A 15,585-nucleotide genomic window follows, 5' to 3' on the forward strand; every position below is an offset into this window, starting at 1 on the left:
GGACCGGCGACACGCGGAACACCCGTTCCCCACTTCGTGCACAAGATCGGGCACAGACTGTGGACAACACGGGTGCGCACGCCGGTCCACGCACGTCACGCGGGGACCGGCCACCGCACATCGGGTGACCTGGGCACCTGACGCACATCGGGTGACCTGGGCCACCGCCACACCTCAGGCGCCCCTGGGCCACCGCCACACCTCAGGTCAGCTGCGCCGTCCGCAGCACCACGACCACCACGATCACCGCGAACACCACCGCGCACGTCCCCCACTGCACCAGGGCCCGCCGCTCGCGCGGGGCGTGCACCATGCCGTACGCGATGGCCACCCCCGCGATCAGACCGCCGACGTGGGCCTGCCAGGCGATGCCGCTCCAGGTGAAGGTGAAGAGCAGGTTCAGCGCGAGGAGCGCGATGACCGGGCGCATGTCGTAGTTCAGGCGCCGCATCAGGACCGCCGTCGCGCCGAGCAGGCCGAAGATCGCGCCGGAGGCGCCGAGGGAGGCCTTGCTCGCGTCCTCGAGGAGATAGGTGAGGGCGCTGCCGCCGAGGCCGGACAGCAGGTAGAGCGTCAGGTACCGGGCCCGGCCGAGGGCCGCCTCCAGGGGGCCGCCGAGCCACCACAGGCCCAGCATGTTGAACGCGATGTGCCAGATCTCCTGGTGCGTGAACATCGACGTGACCAGGCGATACGCCTGGCCGTCCGCGACGCCCTCGGTCGGCACGAACGGGTGCGGCGGCCACTCGCCGATCAGCACAAGGTCGCCGAGCAGACTGTCACCGCGCACCCGGACCGCGACGAACACCAGCAGGTTGATCGCCAGGATGATCTTCGTGAGCAGTCGGGGGTCCTGGGCGATGGTGCCCCCCGCGAGCGTGCGCGGCTGACTGGCCGCGGGCGAGTGCCCGGTGCCCGAGCCGCCCCGGACGCACTCGGGGCACTGGAAGCCGACCGAGGCGCTGATCATGCACTCGGGGCAGATCGGCCGCTCGCAGCGCGTGCAGGTGATGCCGGTCTCCCGGTCCGGATGCCGGTAGCACGTCGGCGGGCCCTGCGCGTCCCGCGGCTCCTGCGGGCTGCCTGGCGCCTGGTCCATTGCGGTCCCCTCATTCTCCGTACGAAGGCGGCGTGGCGAACGCGCCGCCCCGCCCTTCCTTTACGGATGGGCGGGGCGGTTTGGTTCCCTCACGGGTGCGCCGCGCGGGCGCGCCCGGAGCTCGCGGCGGCGCTCAGCCCTCGCGCGTCTCGATGACGACGGACTCGATCACGACGTCGTTGACCGGGCGGTCGGTGCGCGGGTTGGTCTGGGTGCCGGCGATGACGTCCACGACCTTCTTGCCGGCGTCGGTGGAGACCTCGCCGAAGATGGTGTGCTTGCGCGTCAGCCAGGCCGTCGGCGCCACCGTGACGAAGAACTGCGAGCCGTTGGTGCCCGGTCCCGCGTTGGCCATCGCGAGCAGGTAGGGCTTGTCGAAGGCCAGGTCCGGGTGGAACTCGTCCTCGAACTCGTAGCCCGGGCCACCGGTGCCGTTGCCCAGCGGGTCGCCGCCCTGGATCATGAAGCCACTGATCACGCGGTGGAAGACGGTGCCGTCGTAGAGCCTGTCCGTCGACTTCTTGCCGGTCGCGGGGTGCACCCACTCGCGCTCGCCCTGGGCGAGCTCAACAAAGTTCTTGACCGTCTTGGGCGCGTGATTCGGCAGAAGCCGGATCTCGATGTCGCCCTGGTTGGTCTTCAGGGTGGCGTAAAGCTGCTCGGCCACGATCTGCCTTCCGTTGTCCTCTGTGACCCTCCGATCCTCGCACGGACCGGATTGGGACGAGTAGCCACCGACTGGGCGCGCACCACGGGGATCCGTGGCATTGTCGTCGACAAGCTCCGCTCGTACCGAATTGGGCGCGTTCACGCCGTAGCGCACGGGTCGATTCCACAGGAGCCGCCGATGACCCGGATGCCCGCCCTCACATGCCCCGGATCCACCCGGCAGGCATGATCCCGGTAAGGGTGGAAAGGTGACATACCTATACGCCACCAAGGAGGAGGATCCCGTGACCCGCAAAGACAGCGTGCGCGCCGCGGCCGACTCGGCGAAGGAAAGCGTGCGGCACGCCGCGGACGCGGTGACCCCGTACGCGGACAAGGCGGCCGAGGCCAAGGACAAGGCCGCGCACCTGGCGCAGGAGGCCCGGGCACGGCTCGCGCCGAAGGTGTCGCACGCCGCCCACACGGCCGCCGATCAGGCCCGCGCCCAGTTCGACGCGCATGTGGCACCGCGTGTGGAGCAGGCCCGCAGCCATGTGCCGCCGAAGGTCGACCACGCGGCGCACGAGGCCGCCGTCCGCACCCGCAGGGCCGCCCGCCAGGCCGCCGACTTCTCAAAGCCCCGCGTCGAGCACGCCGTGGCCGCGGCCGGGCCCGTCCGCGAGGAAGCCGCCGCCCGCGGCGCGGCGGCGCTCGCCGCGCTGCGCGGACAGGTCTCGCCCGCGCAGATCGAGCAACTGGCCCGCCGGGGCGAACGCCGCGCCCGCGCCGGACGCCTCGCCAAGCGGCTCGCCGTCCTCGGCGCGCTCGCGGCCGGAGCCTTCGCCGTGTGGAAGTGGTGGGACAAACAGGCCAACCCGGACTGGCTGGTCGAGCCCCCCGCGGCCACGGAGGTCCCCGACCGGACACCGCTCACGTCGGTCGACGGCAGCGCCCAGGCGTCCCTCGACCCCGAGGTCCAGGCCAAGCAGGCCGAGGCCGAGGCGGAGGGGCGCGAAGAGCGGGGCTGAGCCCGGGGGCCGGCGGGTGTGTGACCGCCCTAGGGCCCGGCGGGTGCGTGACCGCCTCCGCGGCACCGCCCGCCACGGCCCACCGAGCCCGTGAACAGCCCCGTGGACACGTGAACAGCCCCGTGGCCGGCCACAGCAGCGCCGCGTGCTCAGCAAAGCCCCGTGCTCAGCGGAGGTACGGAGGAACCCCGTGCTCAGCGGTGAGCACGGAGGAACAGAACACCGGTGGTACGGAGGCGGCTCACAGGACGAGTCGCCCCTCCACCACCTCCCGCGCCACCGCGGCGAGCTTCCGCTGCCGTCCACGCGCGTGCCCGCGGAGGATCCCGAAGGCCTCGTCCATGGTCAGCGACCGCTGGGCCGCGAGCACGCCTTTGGCCTGCTCGATGATGAGGCGGCTGGTCAGGGCGTGCTCCAGCTGACCGGCCAGGGTGCGGCTGCGGCTCAGCTCCAGGTCCCGCAGCAGCACGATGGCCACGATGTCCGCGAGGGACTGGCCGAGCATCAGCGCCTCGTCGGTGAGCGGCGCGTCCTCGCTGCCGAAGAGCACCAGCGCGCCGATGACCTGATCGCGCCCGCGCAGGGGCCGCGCCGCGACCTCCGTGTAGCCGAGGGCGAGGGCCCGAGGCACATAGTGCGGCCAGCGATGGCGGACGACGGAGCCCCTCAGGTCGGTCCTGGGTACCGGAGCCCCGGTGGCCCAGCAGTGCGGGCCGGGCCCCTGGTCGCGATGGTGCGCGTCCAGGACCAGTTCCCTGGCCTCGTCCTGGGACGCGTAGACCTCCCCGGACCCGGTGCCCGCCGCGAGCAGGACACCGCAGGCACGGGCTCCGACGATTTCCCTGCTGTGCGCCGCGAGCGCGGTGAGCAGGGCTGGAGGGTCGAGCAGCACGTCAGAGTTGCCTCCGGCCAGTTCCACGAAGATGTCGGCCAGGTGTTGCTGTGGCGTGGTCATGATGGCCCTTCCGGGGTGAGCTCGAGTTCGCCGGTCACGATTCCCCGCGCGTACGTCTCCAACGGCACCCCGAGCGTGAAGGCGCGGGCCTTGATGAGCGCCAGCGCGTCCTCAACGCGCCGGCCGATGTGCACGGACACCACGCCGGCCGCCTGCTGCACGATCTCCCGGTGGTCGGTCCCGCCGTACAGCTCGGGGTCGGCGTCGGGGTCGAGGAGCACGGTGCGGGCCAGCGCCCCGACGATGTCTGTGAGCGCCTGGGTGCCCACGAGCCCGGGACGCGGGTCGAACACCGCGAGCGCGCCGAAGCAGCGCCCGGTGGTGTCGAGGGGCGCGGCGACGACCTCGTGGATCCCGAGCGTGGTGAGGGCGGGGCCGTAGCAGGGCCAGCGCTGCTCGATCGCGTCGCGCGAGGCGACGACGAGCCGGCAGTTGGCCGTGGCGTCCCGGGTGGGACCCTCACCGAGCATGAACTCCAGGTCCTGGGCGACACGCGCCGGCTCGTTGGACGCGGCGACGGCGAGCTGGCTGTGGTCGGCGTCGACCAGCGTGAGCGCCGCGCTGCTGGTGCCGCACGCCTCGGCGACGCCGGTCATGAACCGCGGCCTGGCCCCCTCTCCCTGCTGCCAGCCCGTGAGCTTGTGCGCGAAGGCCTCCTGAAGCCGTGCCGACGAGCGGTGGCAGCCTGCCGTGGAGTGCAGCATCGTGGCCATCTGCACGTACACGTCGCTCCCCGACTCCGCCGCCTTCCGTTCGTACCGCTCGGCGGCTTCCTCGGCGCTTCGTGCGCGCTCCCGCGCCCGTGCGGCACGGCTCCATGCTGCTGCCGCGTGCTCGGCGGCGCCATCGCCCGTGGTCATATCCAGCAGCGTACGCCCGGTAGTTGCCCCGGAGGAGGCGGTTTCGGGCTTCTCCACCCGATGGCTGGGACTACGCCATCGGGCCAGGGGATGCCTGGACGCCATCGGGCCAGGGGATGCGTGGCCCCGGCGGCACGCGCGCTGGCAGGAGCGCGACTACCGATCCCGTACGAGATCGCCCACGTCAGCCGGCGGAGCGGTCCGGAGCCTCCTCCATGAGGAGCACCACGCCCCCGTGATGGCCGTCGAACGGCGAGCACACCACGTTGCACACGATGGGCCGGCCGATGCGGCTCACAGCGCGGACCGCAGCCGTGTCGGTGCGCTTTCCGGTGTCGATGCACGCCTGGATGGCCGGCCTCAACTCCTCGGTGGGCAGCCCGAAGTCGAGCTTGAAGAACACCTTGTCGGCGACCTCGTCGGCGCGCAGGCCCCACAGCTCGGCGGCGCCGCGGTTCCAGCTCTTGACCCGCTTCTCCCCGTCGAGGACCACCACGCCCGCGGCGACGCTGCTCATCACGCCTTCCAGAAAGGCGCGGGCCTCGTCCAGCTCCTCGCTGCGGATGCGCATCTCCTCGTTCATCGTCTCCAGTTCCTCGTTGCCGGACTGGAGCTCTTCGTTGGTGGTCTCCAACTCCTCGTTCGTCGACTGGAGTTCCTCGTTGGTCGTCTCCAGCTCCTCGATGCTGGACTGGAGCTCCTCGTTGGTGGTCTCCAACTCCTCGTTCGTCGACTGGAGCTCCTCGTACGCCGTCTCCAGCTCCTCGCGTACGCGCTTTATCTCGGACTTGAGCTGGGTGGTGACCGTGACGTCGGTGAACGTGATGATGGTGGCCGCGGCGAGGCCGGTGGGGCCGGTGAGGGGCTGGATGAGGATGTCGAAGAACTGGACGTCCTCGCCCACGCGCCGCTCGACGCGGTTGACCCGCAGGGTCCTGCGCTCGTGCGTCGCCTGCTCGATCAGGGAGCGCAGCTCGACGGGGCGGTAGGAGATCTCCAGGTCCTGGAAGGGACGGCCCAGGTCGTTGGTGGTGAGGGCGAACTGCACCCGGGCACTGCTGTTGATCAGCGCGACGGTGCCGTCGGCGTCGACCGCGACGGCCGGGAGCGGGATGGCGTCGAGGATGAGGTCGCGCGTCTGCCGGTTGCGCGCCACCGTGCGCTGTTCCGCGCCCGCGATCGCCCTGATCTTCAGCGGCGCGGGCTGGTAGGGCGGCCCGGCCTCGCCCGGCCGGCGCCGGAAGACGCGCTGGCGCATGCTCACCACCTCGAAGCGGTCCGCGTCGTTGAGGAGCATCTCCGCCTTGCCGAGGAAGAGATGGCCGCTCTCGCGCAGCGCGAAGTGGAAGCGGTCCACGATCTGGGTCTGCGCCTCGACGTTGAAGTACATCAGCGTGTTGCGGCAGACCAGCAGGTCGAGGCGGGAGATGGGGGCGTCGCGGGTCACGTCGTGCCGCCCGAAGATGACCCGGCGGCGCAGGTCGGGCCGGAAGCTGTACTGGGCGCCGTTCTGCTCGAAGTACTTCTCGCGCAGCTCCGCGGGCAGCGCTTCGAGGGACTTGGCGCTGTAGAGGGCGGAGCGGGCGTCCCGCAGCGCCTCCTCGTCGACGTCCGTGCCGTAGATCTTGATGCGGTTGAGGCTCTCCTCGACGCCCAGCGACTCGGCGAACATGATCGCCAGGGAGTAGGCCTCCTCGCCGCTGGAGCAGCCCGCGCTCCACACCCGGATCTCTTCCTGCGGCTCCTTGTCGGCGAGGATCTCGGGGAGGATCTCGCGCTGCAGGAACGTCCACGCGTCCGGGTCGCGGAAGAGCGAGGTGACGTTGATCAGGATCGTGTTGAACAGCGCGCCGAACTCGTCCGCGCTGGTCTCCAGGCGGTCGCGGTAGTCCGAGTACGTCGCCGCATCGACGTCGGACATCCGCTTGCGGATCCGGCGGCCCAGGGAGGACCGCTTGTATCCGGTGAAGTCGAAGCCGCGGGCGTCCCGGAGAAAGCCGAGGAGTTCCTCCAGTTCCTCGTCCGTCTCCGCGTCGTGCAGGTCACCCATCATTGCCTCTTGTCCTCGACGAGCCCGCGGATGATCGCGGCGATCTCCTCCAGGGGTAGCACGAAGTCCACTGCGCCCGTACCCACGGCAGCCTCGGGCATGCCTCGGAACTCGGCCGATCCTGGATCCTGCGCGATGACGGTGCCGCCGCGCGACTTCACCGCGGTGACGCCCGTCGCCCCGTCCCGGCCCGTCCCCGTCAGGACGCAGGCGATCGCCCGGTGTCCGTACGCACCCGCCACCGATTCGAACAGCAGGTCGGCCGAAGGGCGTACGAAGTGTACGAGCGCGCTCCTCGACAGGGTGAGGGCGCCCGCCGGGTCCACCAGGAGGTGCCGGTCGGGCGGGGCGATGTACACGGTGCCCGGCAGCGCGGGCTCGTCCTGCTCCGCGAGCTTCACGTTCAGCCCGGTGCGCCGGCCGAGCACCTCGGCGATGACCGTGCGGTGGCGGGGGTCCAGGTGCTGGACGAGGAGGACGGGCACCGGGAACTCGGGGCCGAGGGCGTCGAGCACCACGGCCACACCGTGCACGCCACCGGCCGACGCGGCCATGGCCACCACCGAGAAGGAGGCCTCCGGGCCCTCGGGGTCCGCGTACGACGGCTGCTCCGCCGGCTGATGAGCCGTCACGCCGTCGAGCCTAGCGCGGGCGGTTGCCCGGAGGGCCGACACGGCTGAGAAACCCGGGTGCGGTGGCGCGAATGTGTGCGGGGCGCACCTACGCGGCGCCGCGAGCGTCCACGCACCCGGCCGTTCACCCTCCCGTGGACACCCCCGCACCCGGCACCCGGCACCCCCTCCCGGGGGCACCGCCCGCGCGCCGCCCCGCGCCCTGGGCCTCCCGCCCTTACGCCATGCGGCCCAACCGGCCGTGCGCACCCGGGCCGTCGCGCGTGTCCTTGCAGGTATGGGCTACGGCATAGACGGCCCGCGCGAAGCGGGCACCACACGACGGGACGCACTCGGACTCGCCGCGGGACTGCTGGCCGGCGGAGCGCTGTCAGGGGCGCTCGCTCCCCCGGCCGCCGCGGACGAGGGCGACGACGACTGGATGCACCAGCAGGGCGACTGGGCCTTCGGTGACGAGGCGCAGGCGGCGCAGGACGACTCGTGCGTCGCGGACCTCGACGAGAGGTTCGAGGCGGACCTCGCCGCCGCGGAGGCCCTGCTCCCCGTGGAGGACAGCCGCGGACTCGGCGCCGCCGCGGCCCCCACGGCCCGCTACACCCGGCCGCTGCGCCGCCGCTACCGCGTCACCTCGCGCTACGGCGTGCGCGGCAACTGGGCCGCGGGGCACCACACCGGCATCGACCTCGGGGTGCCGCGCGGGACCCCCGTGTACGCGGTGACCAGCGGTGTCGTCGTGCTCGCCCGCTGGTCGGGGGCGTACGGCAAGGCCGTGACGGTGCGGATGCCGGACAAGCGCTATGTGCTGTTCGCGCATCTCTCGCGGATCTCGGTGCGCCAGGGCCAGCGCATCCGCACCGGCGCCCGCATCGGCTACAGCGGCGCCACCGGACGTGCCACGGGCCCGCACCTCCACTTGGAGATACGGGCCCGGCGCGGCTACGGCTCGGACATCAACCCCGTCTCCTACCTGGCCAGGCGAGGGGTACGGCTGCTGTAGCGGCTTGTCCGGAGCGCTCGGCCGCGGGCTACTGGACGGCGGGCACCGCGTTGGTCACGGGCGCCACCAGGTCGGTGAGCTGGTGCAGTTGGTTCAGCTGGTGCAGACCGCCGAGCTGGCTCGCGACCGTGGGCACCTCGGCCCGGCGCTCGGCGGGGATGCCGGAGGTCTGCAGGTCGTCGATCGTGTCCAGGACGGAGATCTTGGACGCCGTCGACGCGTCGGGGGACGCGTGCGCGGCGGGCGCGGCCAGCGCGGCGGCACCGGCGGCGAGGGAGACGGCGGCCATGATTCGGCGTGCTGATGTCATGCCCTCACAAACGCCCGGGGGCGGTGAAGGATACGGCTCGCGGACCGCTGTCACTCAGGAAGCCCACCCCGTCCCGGACCGTTCTCCGGAATTCCTCGACCCCCCGTACGACACGAATACGCAAAGCCTCACGCGGCGTGACTTCGTGTCAACACCGTGCGTTAGAGGAACTGCGGTCGTTCCTATGCGGCCGTACTTCCCCAGTAAAAGGAGAACGTGATGTCTCGCATCGCGAAGGCAGCCGCCGTCACGCTCGGCGCCGGTGCCGTCGTACTCAGCGGTGCCGCGCTTGCCTCGGCGGACGCGGGCGCGCAGGGCAAGGCCGTCGGCTCCCCCGGTGTGCTCTCGGGCAACCTGGTCCAGGTCCCCGTCAACGTCCCGGTGAACGTCTGCGGCAACACCGTCGACCTCGTCGGCCTGCTGAACCCCGCGTTCGGCAACACCTGCGTCAACAAGGGTGAGATGCACGGCGGCTACGGCAAGTGACGCCGAAGCGAAGCCCCCGGCCGCGGCCGGGGGCTTCGCTCTGCGCGGGCCTCGCTCCGTACTGCTCGGCGTCCCGGTAGACGTGCCCCTCGGCGTGCCGGTCGGCGTGCTTCTCGGCGTCCTACTCGGCGTACCGGTAGACCGACTTGTGGCTGAGCATGTCCTGTGGCGTCGTCCGCCACGGCGGCATCGCCTCGCGGCGGGCGACGACGCGCTGGTACTGCGCGTCGCCGAGGGTGGGCGGCTGCGCCGGGAGGTAGGGGGCGGAGTCGGGGCGCAGCCGCTGCCACCGGCTCCACAGCAGGTCCACGAAGGCGTGGTTGAGCCAGAAGACGGGGTCGTTGACGGAGGCGCCGCCGAGCATGTGCCCGCCGACCCAGCGGTGCACCCGGTTGTGATTGCGCCAGCGCGCGCTGCCGTCCTCCCGCGTCCAGCCCTCCAGGCGGTTGCGGAAGCCGCGCCGTGAGGTGGAGTCCCAGGGCTCGACGTCGTACACCGTCTCCGCCATCGCCCACTCCACGTCCTGGCGGGTCGGCAGTTCCAGCGGGTCGGCGCGGCGCCCGAGGTCACGGGTGAGGAAGTCCCCGTCGGTCACGGCCTCCTTGACGACCCAGCCGTTGCCGCGGGCGAAGGGGCCCGTCATGACCCGCCGGTCGGAGCGCCGCCCGTTGCCGCCCATCAGGTCCTCGCCCCACAGGGACGCGGCCGGGCTGCGGTCCTTCGTCCAGTCCCAGTACGGCACGGTGACGCCGTCGTCCACGCGGCGCAGGGCCCGCTCGAAGTCGAGCAGGAAGCGGCGGTGCCAGGGCAGGAAGCTGGGGGTCATATGGGCGACGCGCAGCCCGTCGTCGCCGTCGGAGACGTAGTAGTCGATGTGCGTGCGGACGAACTCGTCGTACTCGCCCCGGCGTTTGACGCGCAGCACGGCGTCGACGAACCGGCGCCGCTCGGCCCGCGTGAGGTTCCTCTGGTTCTTGCGCGTGTGGACCATGGCCGTCGGTGTCCGTCCGTTCTCCGGTCCCGGTGCGGGCGGGGGGTCAGTGGAGTCGGCCGCTCAGGGCCTGGTGCGGGCCGAGTTCGTCGACCGCGCCGCGGGCGGCCGCCAGCGGGGTCGCGTACGACTGGTAGTGGTCGAGCATGCTCAGGTAGCTGCCGTCGGAGCGGCGCATCAGGCCGAGCGGCTGCCCGTCGACGGTGACGCGCCAGCCGTCGGGGCCGTGGTCGCGCTCGCCCGTCGTGGGCTCGCCCTGGATGCGCCGGCCGCGGTACGTCTCGTCGAATCCGGGCCCGCCCGGCGACCCCGGCAGCCCCTCCGGCTCGTCCTTCGCGCGCAACCCGCGGAAGGCGCCGACGGCTCCGAGGGTCGCCGCGGCCGCGACGGTGATCAGATGACGGCGTGTCAACCGGTGGACTCTGCGTTCGGACGGCACCGCGGCATTCTCCTCCCGCGCGGGAACGGTTTCGACGAAACGCGGTCAGCTCATCCAGAAATCCCACCAACGGGTGAGGATCAGCATGCCGATGACGCCCGCGTGCAACACCGGGAGGACCCAGGTGAATTCCTTCATGAACGTACGCAGCCACGCGGGCGCGGGCAGAAATCCATGGCGCACATTGTGCGAGGTCACGTACCAGAACATGAGAAGCGTGGCGGCCCACGCCAGACAGCACCAGAGGCACAGCGCGTGAATGCGGTAGAGCGACTGGAACTGCAGCCAGGTGCAGAAGGCGACGCCGAAGAGCGTGCCCGCGTTGAAGGTCAGCCAGTACCAGCGGGGGAAGCGGGCCCCGGCGGCGAGGCTCGCGCCGACGCAGAGGACGACGGCGTACGCGGCGAGACCGAGGAGCGGGTTGGGGAAGCCGAACGCGGCGGCCTGCTCGCTCTTCATGATGCTGCCGCAGGACACCACCGGGTTCATGCTGCACCCGGGGACGTAGTCCGGGTCCTTCAGGAGCTCGATCTTGTCGAGGGTGATGACCCAGGAGGCGAGCAGCCCCGCCGCCGCCGTGAGCACGAGCAGCAGGGCGAGGCCGCGCCCGCCCCCGGCCGTCCGGGAGCTCTCCGGCCGGGGGGCGGTGGCGGGCGGGGCCGCGGCGGCCTGCGCCGGTACCCGTCCCGTGGTCGCGACGGCGCGCATCAGCCGCGCAGCCTGCGCACGGGCAGCAGGCAGTGGGCCGCGTTCAGCAGGGTGTCCTCGGAGCCGGCGAAGTCGCGCAGCGCCTCCTCGGAGACCGGGCTGCCGGGCTTGCCCTCGGGCCAGGCCACGGTCGTGATCATGAAGTAGGCGTGGCCGCGCTGTTCGACGGCGGCGAGCCACTCGGGCGGGACGACGCACTGCGCTTTGACGTGGGGCATGTTCACGACGGCCTGCTCGGCCTCGACGAGGAGGCTGACGGGCAGGGAGGGGGTGCGGGCGCCGTCGAGGACGGGGCCGCCGAGGGGCAGTTGCTCGTTGCGCAGGAGCGTGCGCATGGCCTCGGCCGTGGCTTCGGGGCCGCCTTCGGCGTCGCCCAGGGAGTAGGCCAGGAGGAAGGCCATGTCCTGCTCGTCCTCCGGGTGTTCGCCGCTCCAGGCGAGGACGGCGAGGGTGCCGAGGTCGGTCACCCGGAAGGTGCGCTGTTCGTTGGAGGTTGAGGTCATGGGCTGCACGCTATAGACGCCCGGGGGCCGCCCGAATCCCTTTGTCACCTGTCTGGCGCAGCGCCGCAACGGCATCACACGATGGGGTCAGCGGGCCCTCGGGTTTGACGCGGCCGGTCCGCCGTGGCCGACATATGGGTCCACCGACGGCGGACGAGTGCGCCGGAGCGGGTCCACTGACGCCGAAGGGCCGGTTGACGCCGAAGGGCCGGTCCCGGCGGTGTGTCGCCGGGCCGGCCCTTTCGCCTCCGGGTGCGGAGGCGTCCCCGAGGGGCGTTCAGTCGTTGGTGCCCGAGTTGCCGAACGCCGGGTTCAGGGCGCCGGCCAGGTTCGCGGTGTTGCCGACCACGTTCACCGGGATGTGCACCGGGAGCTGGCCGAGGTTGCCGGAGCCGACACCCGGGGAGCCCACGGCCGCACCCTCGGCGCTGGCACCGTCGTCGCTGGCGAAGGCGCTGCCGGAGGCGGCACCCGCGGCGAGTCCTGCGGCGGCGATGACGAGAGCGGCCTTCTTGACATTCTTCATGATCAAAACCTTTCCTTGGGTTTGCGTCAGCCTATGGACATGAATGCGGAAAGCTTCGCAATAACACGCCCATGGATCCCCGCCCCTCATTCATCCGATTGGTCGGATGCTCGATTACTTGGGGAGCGGAAGTCCACCGAGCAGCTTCGCCGGACCGCCGCCCTGGTTCACGCCCTCCGCGGTGTCCTTGACGGTGTTGACGACGGAGTCCTTGTTCTCGGTGTCCAGCATGTTCGTGCTGACCGGCTTGGTGTCCAGCATCGACTGGCCGAGAACGGTCTCCAGGCCGCCGTTCAGGCTGGTGGGCGTCAGGTCGCTGGCGAACGCGGGCGCGGCGGCACCGGCGACGGCCATCGACCCGGCCAGGACAGCGGCAGCCTTGAGGGACTTCATCGTGTTCCTTTCTTCGGCGACTTCGATCGCCTGGGGGCACCGTTCGGGCGGCGATTGCCTGCCTCTTGAGTTCACTACGCCCAACGAGCGCAGGACGGTACGGAAACCCCTGAGAGGAAATTTCACCCCGGCCCGCACGGATGAATGCGGGGCCGTGATTCTCATATCAACTGGCGTATTTTTCGAGCGAGGACTTCAAACGAGGACTTCAAACGAGGACTTCAAGCGGGGACATCAAGCGGGGACGACGACGCCACCCGCCGCCCCGGGTACGGGAGCGACGGGTGGTGAGGGGTGCGGGGCCGGACTCAGACCGGCAGCGGCACCGGCAGCTTGGGCAGCGCGTCGGTCGGCAGCTTCGGCAGCGCGGGCAGGCCCGGCAGGTCCGGCACCGGCAGGCCGCCGCCGAGGACGGTGGCGACGAGGACGTTGACCAGTCCGGTGACGACGGCCGTCGCCGCCGGCAGGACGGCCGTCGGGTCGCCCGCGGTGACGGCCTTGAGGAGGGTGTCGACCGCCTTCTGCAGCGCGGCCAGGGCGTCACCCTTGACGTCCATCGGCGCCTTGGCGGCCGGTGCGCCGCCCAGGGGCAGCTGCGGGGTCGCCGGGAGCTGCGGGGTGTCCGGGAGCTGCGGGGTCGTCGGGAGCTGCGAGGTCCCCGTGGCGGGCACGGGGGCGTCGGGGACCGCGGCCGTGACCTTCGCGATCGCCTCCTTGACGGCGTCGCCGAGCTTCGCGGCGTCCGCCGCCGGAAGCTGGCCGTTGTCCGCCTTCAGGGCGGCGTCGAGCAGGTCGGTGACCGGCGTGAGCACACCGCCGAGGTCGCCGAGCGCCTTCGCCTGCGCAAGGAGCGCGTCGGCGCCGGGGACGGGTGCCTGCGGCGCGGCGGCCGCCGCCTCGCGCGCCGTGTCGTCGTGGGTCGCGGCATAGACGGGGCCCGCGGTGCCGAGCAGCAGCGCGGTGCACAGGAAGGTGGTCGCGATGCGCCGTACAGGCAGAGCTCGCATAGGTCATTCCCTTTCAGTGGTGCGTCGGATCCTGTGATCACCGTCTAAACGGCAACCACGGTCCGCAACCGAGCGACCACGCACCGCAGCGCGCCAGTCACGGCGGAAACGACATCGGCGCAGGTGAGAAGGAAGGGCGGCGGGCGTCCGCGACCTGCGCGGGCGACGGCCATCCGGGGTACCGGAGTACTCCGACCGAAAGCGCGCGCACGCGAAGCGGCGGCCGTCCCCGGACCGGGGACGACCGCCGCTGTGCCGACTCAGTGTCAGGCGCTGTGCGCCGAACGGCTGTACGTCAGTCGTTGACGCAGGTGTTGCCGAACGCCGGGTTCAGCAGACCGATGACGTTGATGCTGTTGCCGCACACGTTGACGGGAACGTGCACCGGCACCTGGACGGCGTTGCCCGAGACGACGCCGGGGGAGTGGGTGGCGGCACCCTGCGCGCCACTGTCGGCGGCGGCGACACCGGCGCCACCGGCGACGGCGGCGGCGGCGACGGCGGACAGGGCAAGGGCCTTGCTGGTACGCGACATGGAGTACTGCTCCTTGTTCTGATGCTGGTGATGCTGAACCCGTGCGTGATGCCCGGTGTGGGGATCAACTGAGTTCCCCGGCAGTCGGTTGTGCGCCCAGATGAGTGATGTATTCCTCGCGGTTCGGCCACACGCTTCACCAATCCGACACACGTCACCAAGTCATCAGAAACTCCCGCAATAAACGCTACTGTTGCGCTTCCTTCTGAGTCTATTTCCGTCATACGCGCTCAGATCCACACATTTAATGCGACTAACCGCACCGTGGAAGGCCAGTGCCGTCATGCGTCATCTTCTGGGCCCGCGTCGTGTGCTCGCCGTCCTGCTCGCCCTCACCGGGTGCCTCTCGCTGACCGGCACCGGCGCCGCCGCTCCGGGCACGCACGCCGCCGCCCCCGACGGTGAGAAGGCGCGCATCGCCTTCGCGCAGCGCTATCACGCGGTCCAGCGCGGCGGGATCGTCCGGGCCGCCAACTCGGCGATCACCTGCCGCCGTCCGGTGTCCCGCGCGGCGGCCCCGTGCGCGGACGTGCGCCGCGGCGCTCCCGGCGCGAACCACGACTTCGAGATGTTCTACACGGACATCGACCGCGACCCGAACACGTACAACTCCAGCGCGGGCGAGCTCCGGCTGCCCGCCGGGTCCCGGGTCTCGTACGCCCGGCTCTACTGGGGCGGCAACCTCCGCGTCGGGGAGCAGAAGCCGCCCAAGGACAACGGCCGGGTGCTGATCGCCGAGCCCGGCGGCAGCTACCGGGCCGTCCTCGCCGACACCCTGACCGGCCACCGGGTCGCGGGCGGCGCGGACGCGTTCCAGGCGTCCGCCGACGTCACCTCGCTGGTCCGCGGCTCCGGCTCCGGGCTCTACACCGTCGCACAGGTCAACGTCGCGATGGGGCACTCCAAGGCGGGGGCGTGGGGCGGCTGGACGCTGGTGGTGGCGTACGAGAACGCGGCGCTGCCGAAGCGGTCAATCGCGCTGTGGGACGGGTTCGACACGTTCGGAGTAACCGGGAAGCGGCACACGGTGCGGATGAAAGGCGTCCCGCTGGCTTCCGATGGGGCGCGTGGGGGCGGAGTCGTGGGGCTCGTGGCGTACGACGGCGATCGGGGCGTGCGCGGTGACACGGTGCGTGTGTCCGCCGGGCGCGGCAGGTCCGTGCCACTCTCTGACCGCGCCAACCCCGCCGACGACGTACTGAACTCGACCGTCAGCGAGCCCGGCCGCCCGGCCCGCAGGATCCCGGCGTACGCCAACACCCTCGGCTACGACTCCGACGTGCTGCGCCTGCCCGACCGGCTGCGCGGACAGCGCGGCGACCTGACGGTGCGGATGGCGGCGGGGCGCGACGCGGCCTGGACGGGTGTGCTCTTCGCCGCCGTCGACGTGCGGCGGTAGCGCGTATTCCGTCGTCCTG

Annotated in this window: 19 protein-coding genes; 4 read left to right on the forward strand and 15 right to left on the reverse strand. The window is 71.6% G+C overall.

The window, feature by feature from the left end; translation table 11 throughout:
- Nucleotides 1–202 precede the first annotated feature (202 nt).
- Together QUY26_RS19255 and QUY26_RS19260 are read right to left on the reverse strand one after the other, a co-directional pair.
- Complete coding sequence (locus QUY26_RS19255; protein WP_289948357.1) at nt 203–1,099, reverse strand: rhomboid family intramembrane serine protease; 897 nt, start codon at nt 1,097–1,099, stop codon at nt 203–205.
- Nucleotides 1,100–1,232: 133 nt separating this feature from the next.
- Nucleotides 1,233–1,766, reverse strand: a complete 534-nt coding sequence (locus QUY26_RS19260; RefSeq protein WP_289948358.1) for a peptidylprolyl isomerase — start codon at nt 1,764–1,766, stop codon at nt 1,233–1,235.
- 286 nt (nt 1,767–2,052) lie between these two features.
- On the opposite strand from QUY26_RS19260, the gene QUY26_RS19265 reads away from it, so the two are divergent.
- Nucleotides 2,053–2,775 (forward strand): DUF5324 family protein, encoded by a 723-nt coding sequence (locus QUY26_RS19265; RefSeq protein ID WP_289948359.1) that lies wholly within the window; start codon nt 2,053–2,055, stop codon nt 2,773–2,775.
- A 241-nt stretch (nt 2,776–3,016) separates the two neighbouring features.
- Here QUY26_RS19265 and QUY26_RS19270 read toward each other — a convergent pair whose 3' ends face one another.
- From QUY26_RS19270 to QUY26_RS19285, 4 genes are all read right to left on the reverse strand, one after another.
- Nucleotides 3,017–3,730 carry a GAF and ANTAR domain-containing protein gene (locus QUY26_RS19270; protein WP_289948361.1) on the reverse strand — a complete coding sequence of 238 codons (714 nt, stop codon included), beginning with the start codon at nt 3,728–3,730 and terminating at the stop codon, nt 3,017–3,019.
- Nucleotides 3,727–4,590 carry a GAF domain-containing protein gene (locus QUY26_RS19275; RefSeq protein WP_289948362.1) on the reverse strand — a complete coding sequence of 288 codons (864 nt, stop codon included), beginning with the start codon at nt 4,588–4,590 and terminating at the stop codon, nt 3,727–3,729. Before QUY26_RS19275 ends, QUY26_RS19270 begins: the two co-directional genes overlap by 4 nt.
- A 184-nt stretch (nt 4,591–4,774) precedes the next feature.
- Nucleotides 4,775–6,643 (reverse strand): CheR family methyltransferase, encoded by a 1,869-nt coding sequence (locus tag QUY26_RS19280; RefSeq protein ID WP_289948364.1) that lies wholly within the window; start codon nt 6,641–6,643, stop codon nt 4,775–4,777.
- Nucleotides 6,640–7,272, reverse strand: a complete 633-nt coding sequence (locus QUY26_RS19285; protein ID WP_289948368.1) for a chemotaxis protein CheB — start codon at nt 7,270–7,272, stop codon at nt 6,640–6,642. Before QUY26_RS19285 ends, QUY26_RS19280 begins: the two co-directional genes overlap by 4 nt.
- A 277-nt stretch (nt 7,273–7,549) precedes the next feature.
- Here QUY26_RS19285 and QUY26_RS19290 point away from each other — a divergent pair, with 277 nt between their 5' ends.
- Nucleotides 7,550–8,269, forward strand: coding sequence for a M23 family metallopeptidase (locus tag QUY26_RS19290; protein WP_289948371.1), 720 nt, complete (start codon nt 7,550–7,552; stop codon nt 8,267–8,269).
- A 28-nt stretch (nt 8,270–8,297) separates the two neighbouring features.
- On the opposite strand, the gene QUY26_RS19295 is transcribed toward QUY26_RS19290, so the two are convergent.
- Nucleotides 8,298–8,579, reverse strand: a complete 282-nt coding sequence (locus QUY26_RS19295) for a hypothetical protein (RefSeq protein WP_289948374.1) — start codon at nt 8,577–8,579, stop codon at nt 8,298–8,300.
- A gap of 219 nt (nt 8,580–8,798) precedes the next feature.
- Between QUY26_RS19295 and QUY26_RS19300 the strand changes: the two genes are divergently transcribed.
- On the forward strand, nt 8,799–9,065 hold the full coding sequence (locus tag QUY26_RS19300) for a chaplin (RefSeq protein ID WP_289948376.1): 267 nt from the start codon (nt 8,799–8,801) through the stop codon (nt 9,063–9,065).
- Nucleotides 9,066–9,186: 121 nt separating this feature from the next.
- On the opposite strand, the gene QUY26_RS19305 is transcribed toward QUY26_RS19300, so the two are convergent.
- The 8 genes from QUY26_RS19305 to QUY26_RS19340 form a co-directional block, all read right to left on the reverse strand.
- Nucleotides 9,187–10,056 carry a tyrosinase family protein gene (locus tag QUY26_RS19305; protein ID WP_289948378.1) on the reverse strand — a complete coding sequence of 290 codons (870 nt, stop codon included), beginning with the start codon at nt 10,054–10,056 and terminating at the stop codon, nt 9,187–9,189.
- A 46-nt stretch (nt 10,057–10,102) separates the two neighbouring features.
- Nucleotides 10,103–10,468: a tyrosinase family oxidase copper chaperone gene (locus QUY26_RS19310; protein WP_436840364.1), complete on the reverse strand. Its 366-nt coding sequence runs from the start codon at nt 10,466–10,468 to the stop codon at nt 10,103–10,105.
- Between the two features lie 72 nt (nt 10,469–10,540).
- Complete coding sequence (locus QUY26_RS19315) at nt 10,541–11,203, reverse strand: vitamin K epoxide reductase family protein (RefSeq protein WP_289948381.1); 663 nt, start codon at nt 11,201–11,203, stop codon at nt 10,541–10,543.
- On the reverse strand, nt 11,203–11,706 hold the full coding sequence (locus QUY26_RS19320; protein WP_289948382.1) for a DUF5949 family protein: 504 nt from the start codon (nt 11,704–11,706) through the stop codon (nt 11,203–11,205). The genes QUY26_RS19315 and QUY26_RS19320 overlap by 1 nt, the downstream gene beginning before the upstream one ends.
- Before the next feature lie 277 nt (nt 11,707–11,983).
- The gene (locus QUY26_RS19325; protein WP_289948384.1) at nt 11,984–12,232 is read right to left on the reverse strand and encodes a chaplin; all 249 of its coding nucleotides are present in this window, start codon (nt 12,230–12,232) and stop codon (nt 11,984–11,986) included.
- A 114-nt stretch (nt 12,233–12,346) separates the two neighbouring features.
- Entirely contained in the window at nt 12,347–12,625 is a 279-nt protein-coding gene (locus QUY26_RS19330) for a hypothetical protein (protein ID WP_289948387.1), read from the reverse strand.
- Nucleotides 12,626–12,933: 308 nt separating this feature from the next.
- On the reverse strand, nt 12,934–13,632 hold the full coding sequence (locus QUY26_RS19335) for a hypothetical protein (RefSeq protein ID WP_289948389.1): 699 nt from the start codon (nt 13,630–13,632) through the stop codon (nt 12,934–12,936).
- A 295-nt stretch (nt 13,633–13,927) separates the two neighbouring features.
- Nucleotides 13,928–14,167, reverse strand: a complete 240-nt coding sequence (locus tag QUY26_RS19340) for a chaplin (RefSeq protein ID WP_289948390.1) — start codon at nt 14,165–14,167, stop codon at nt 13,928–13,930.
- A 283-nt stretch (nt 14,168–14,450) separates the two neighbouring features.
- On the opposite strand from QUY26_RS19340, the gene QUY26_RS19345 reads away from it, so the two are divergent.
- The gene (locus QUY26_RS19345) at nt 14,451–15,566 is read left to right on the forward strand and encodes a DUF3344 domain-containing protein (RefSeq protein WP_289948392.1); all 1,116 of its coding nucleotides are present in this window, start codon (nt 14,451–14,453) and stop codon (nt 15,564–15,566) included.
- The last annotated feature ends 19 nt before the right edge of the window (nt 15,567–15,585 follow it).

The organism is Streptomyces flavofungini (genome assembly GCF_030388665.1).
Lineage (GTDB): Bacteria > Actinomycetota > Actinomycetes > Streptomycetales > Streptomycetaceae > Streptomyces > Streptomyces flavofungini_A.

Bases quoted from the DNA above. Each gene is read 5' to 3' on its own strand.
- QUY26_RS19345 (WP_289948392.1), top strand. From the start codon at position 14,451: ATGCGTCATCTTCTGGGCCCGCGTCGTGTGCTCGCCGTCCTGCTCGCC.
- QUY26_RS19255 (WP_289948357.1), bottom strand. From the start codon at position 1,099: ATGGACCAGGCGCCAGGCAGCCCGCAGGAGCCGCGGGACGCGCAGGGC.
- QUY26_RS19300 (WP_289948376.1), top strand. From the start codon at position 8,799: ATGTCTCGCATCGCGAAGGCAGCCGCCGTCACGCTCGGCGCCGGTGCC.
- QUY26_RS19305 (WP_289948378.1), bottom strand. From the start codon at position 10,056: ATGGTCCACACGCGCAAGAACCAGAGGAACCTCACGCGGGCCGAGCGG.
- QUY26_RS19295 (WP_289948374.1), bottom strand. From the start codon at position 8,579: ATGACATCAGCACGCCGAATCATGGCCGCCGTCTCCCTCGCCGCCGGT.
- QUY26_RS19335 (WP_289948389.1), bottom strand. From the start codon at position 13,632: ATGCGAGCTCTGCCTGTACGGCGCATCGCGACCACCTTCCTGTGCACC.
- QUY26_RS19275 (WP_289948362.1), bottom strand. From the start codon at position 4,590: ATGACCACGGGCGATGGCGCCGCCGAGCACGCGGCAGCAGCATGGAGC.
- QUY26_RS19325 (WP_289948384.1), bottom strand. From the start codon at position 12,232: ATGAAGAATGTCAAGAAGGCCGCTCTCGTCATCGCCGCCGCAGGACTC.
- QUY26_RS19330 (WP_289948387.1), bottom strand. From the start codon at position 12,625: ATGAAGTCCCTCAAGGCTGCCGCTGTCCTGGCCGGGTCGATGGCCGTC.
- QUY26_RS19315 (WP_289948381.1), bottom strand. From the start codon at position 11,203: ATGCGCGCCGTCGCGACCACGGGACGGGTACCGGCGCAGGCCGCCGCG.
- QUY26_RS19270 (WP_289948361.1), bottom strand. From the start codon at position 3,730: ATGACCACGCCACAGCAACACCTGGCCGACATCTTCGTGGAACTGGCC.
- QUY26_RS19340 (WP_289948390.1), bottom strand. From the start codon at position 14,167: ATGTCGCGTACCAGCAAGGCCCTTGCCCTGTCCGCCGTCGCCGCCGCC.
- QUY26_RS19320 (WP_289948382.1), bottom strand. From the start codon at position 11,706: ATGACCTCAACCTCCAACGAACAGCGCACCTTCCGGGTGACCGACCTC.
- QUY26_RS19280 (WP_289948364.1), bottom strand. From the start codon at position 6,643: ATGATGGGTGACCTGCACGACGCGGAGACGGACGAGGAACTGGAGGAA.
- QUY26_RS19290 (WP_289948371.1), top strand. From the start codon at position 7,550: ATGGGCTACGGCATAGACGGCCCGCGCGAAGCGGGCACCACACGACGG.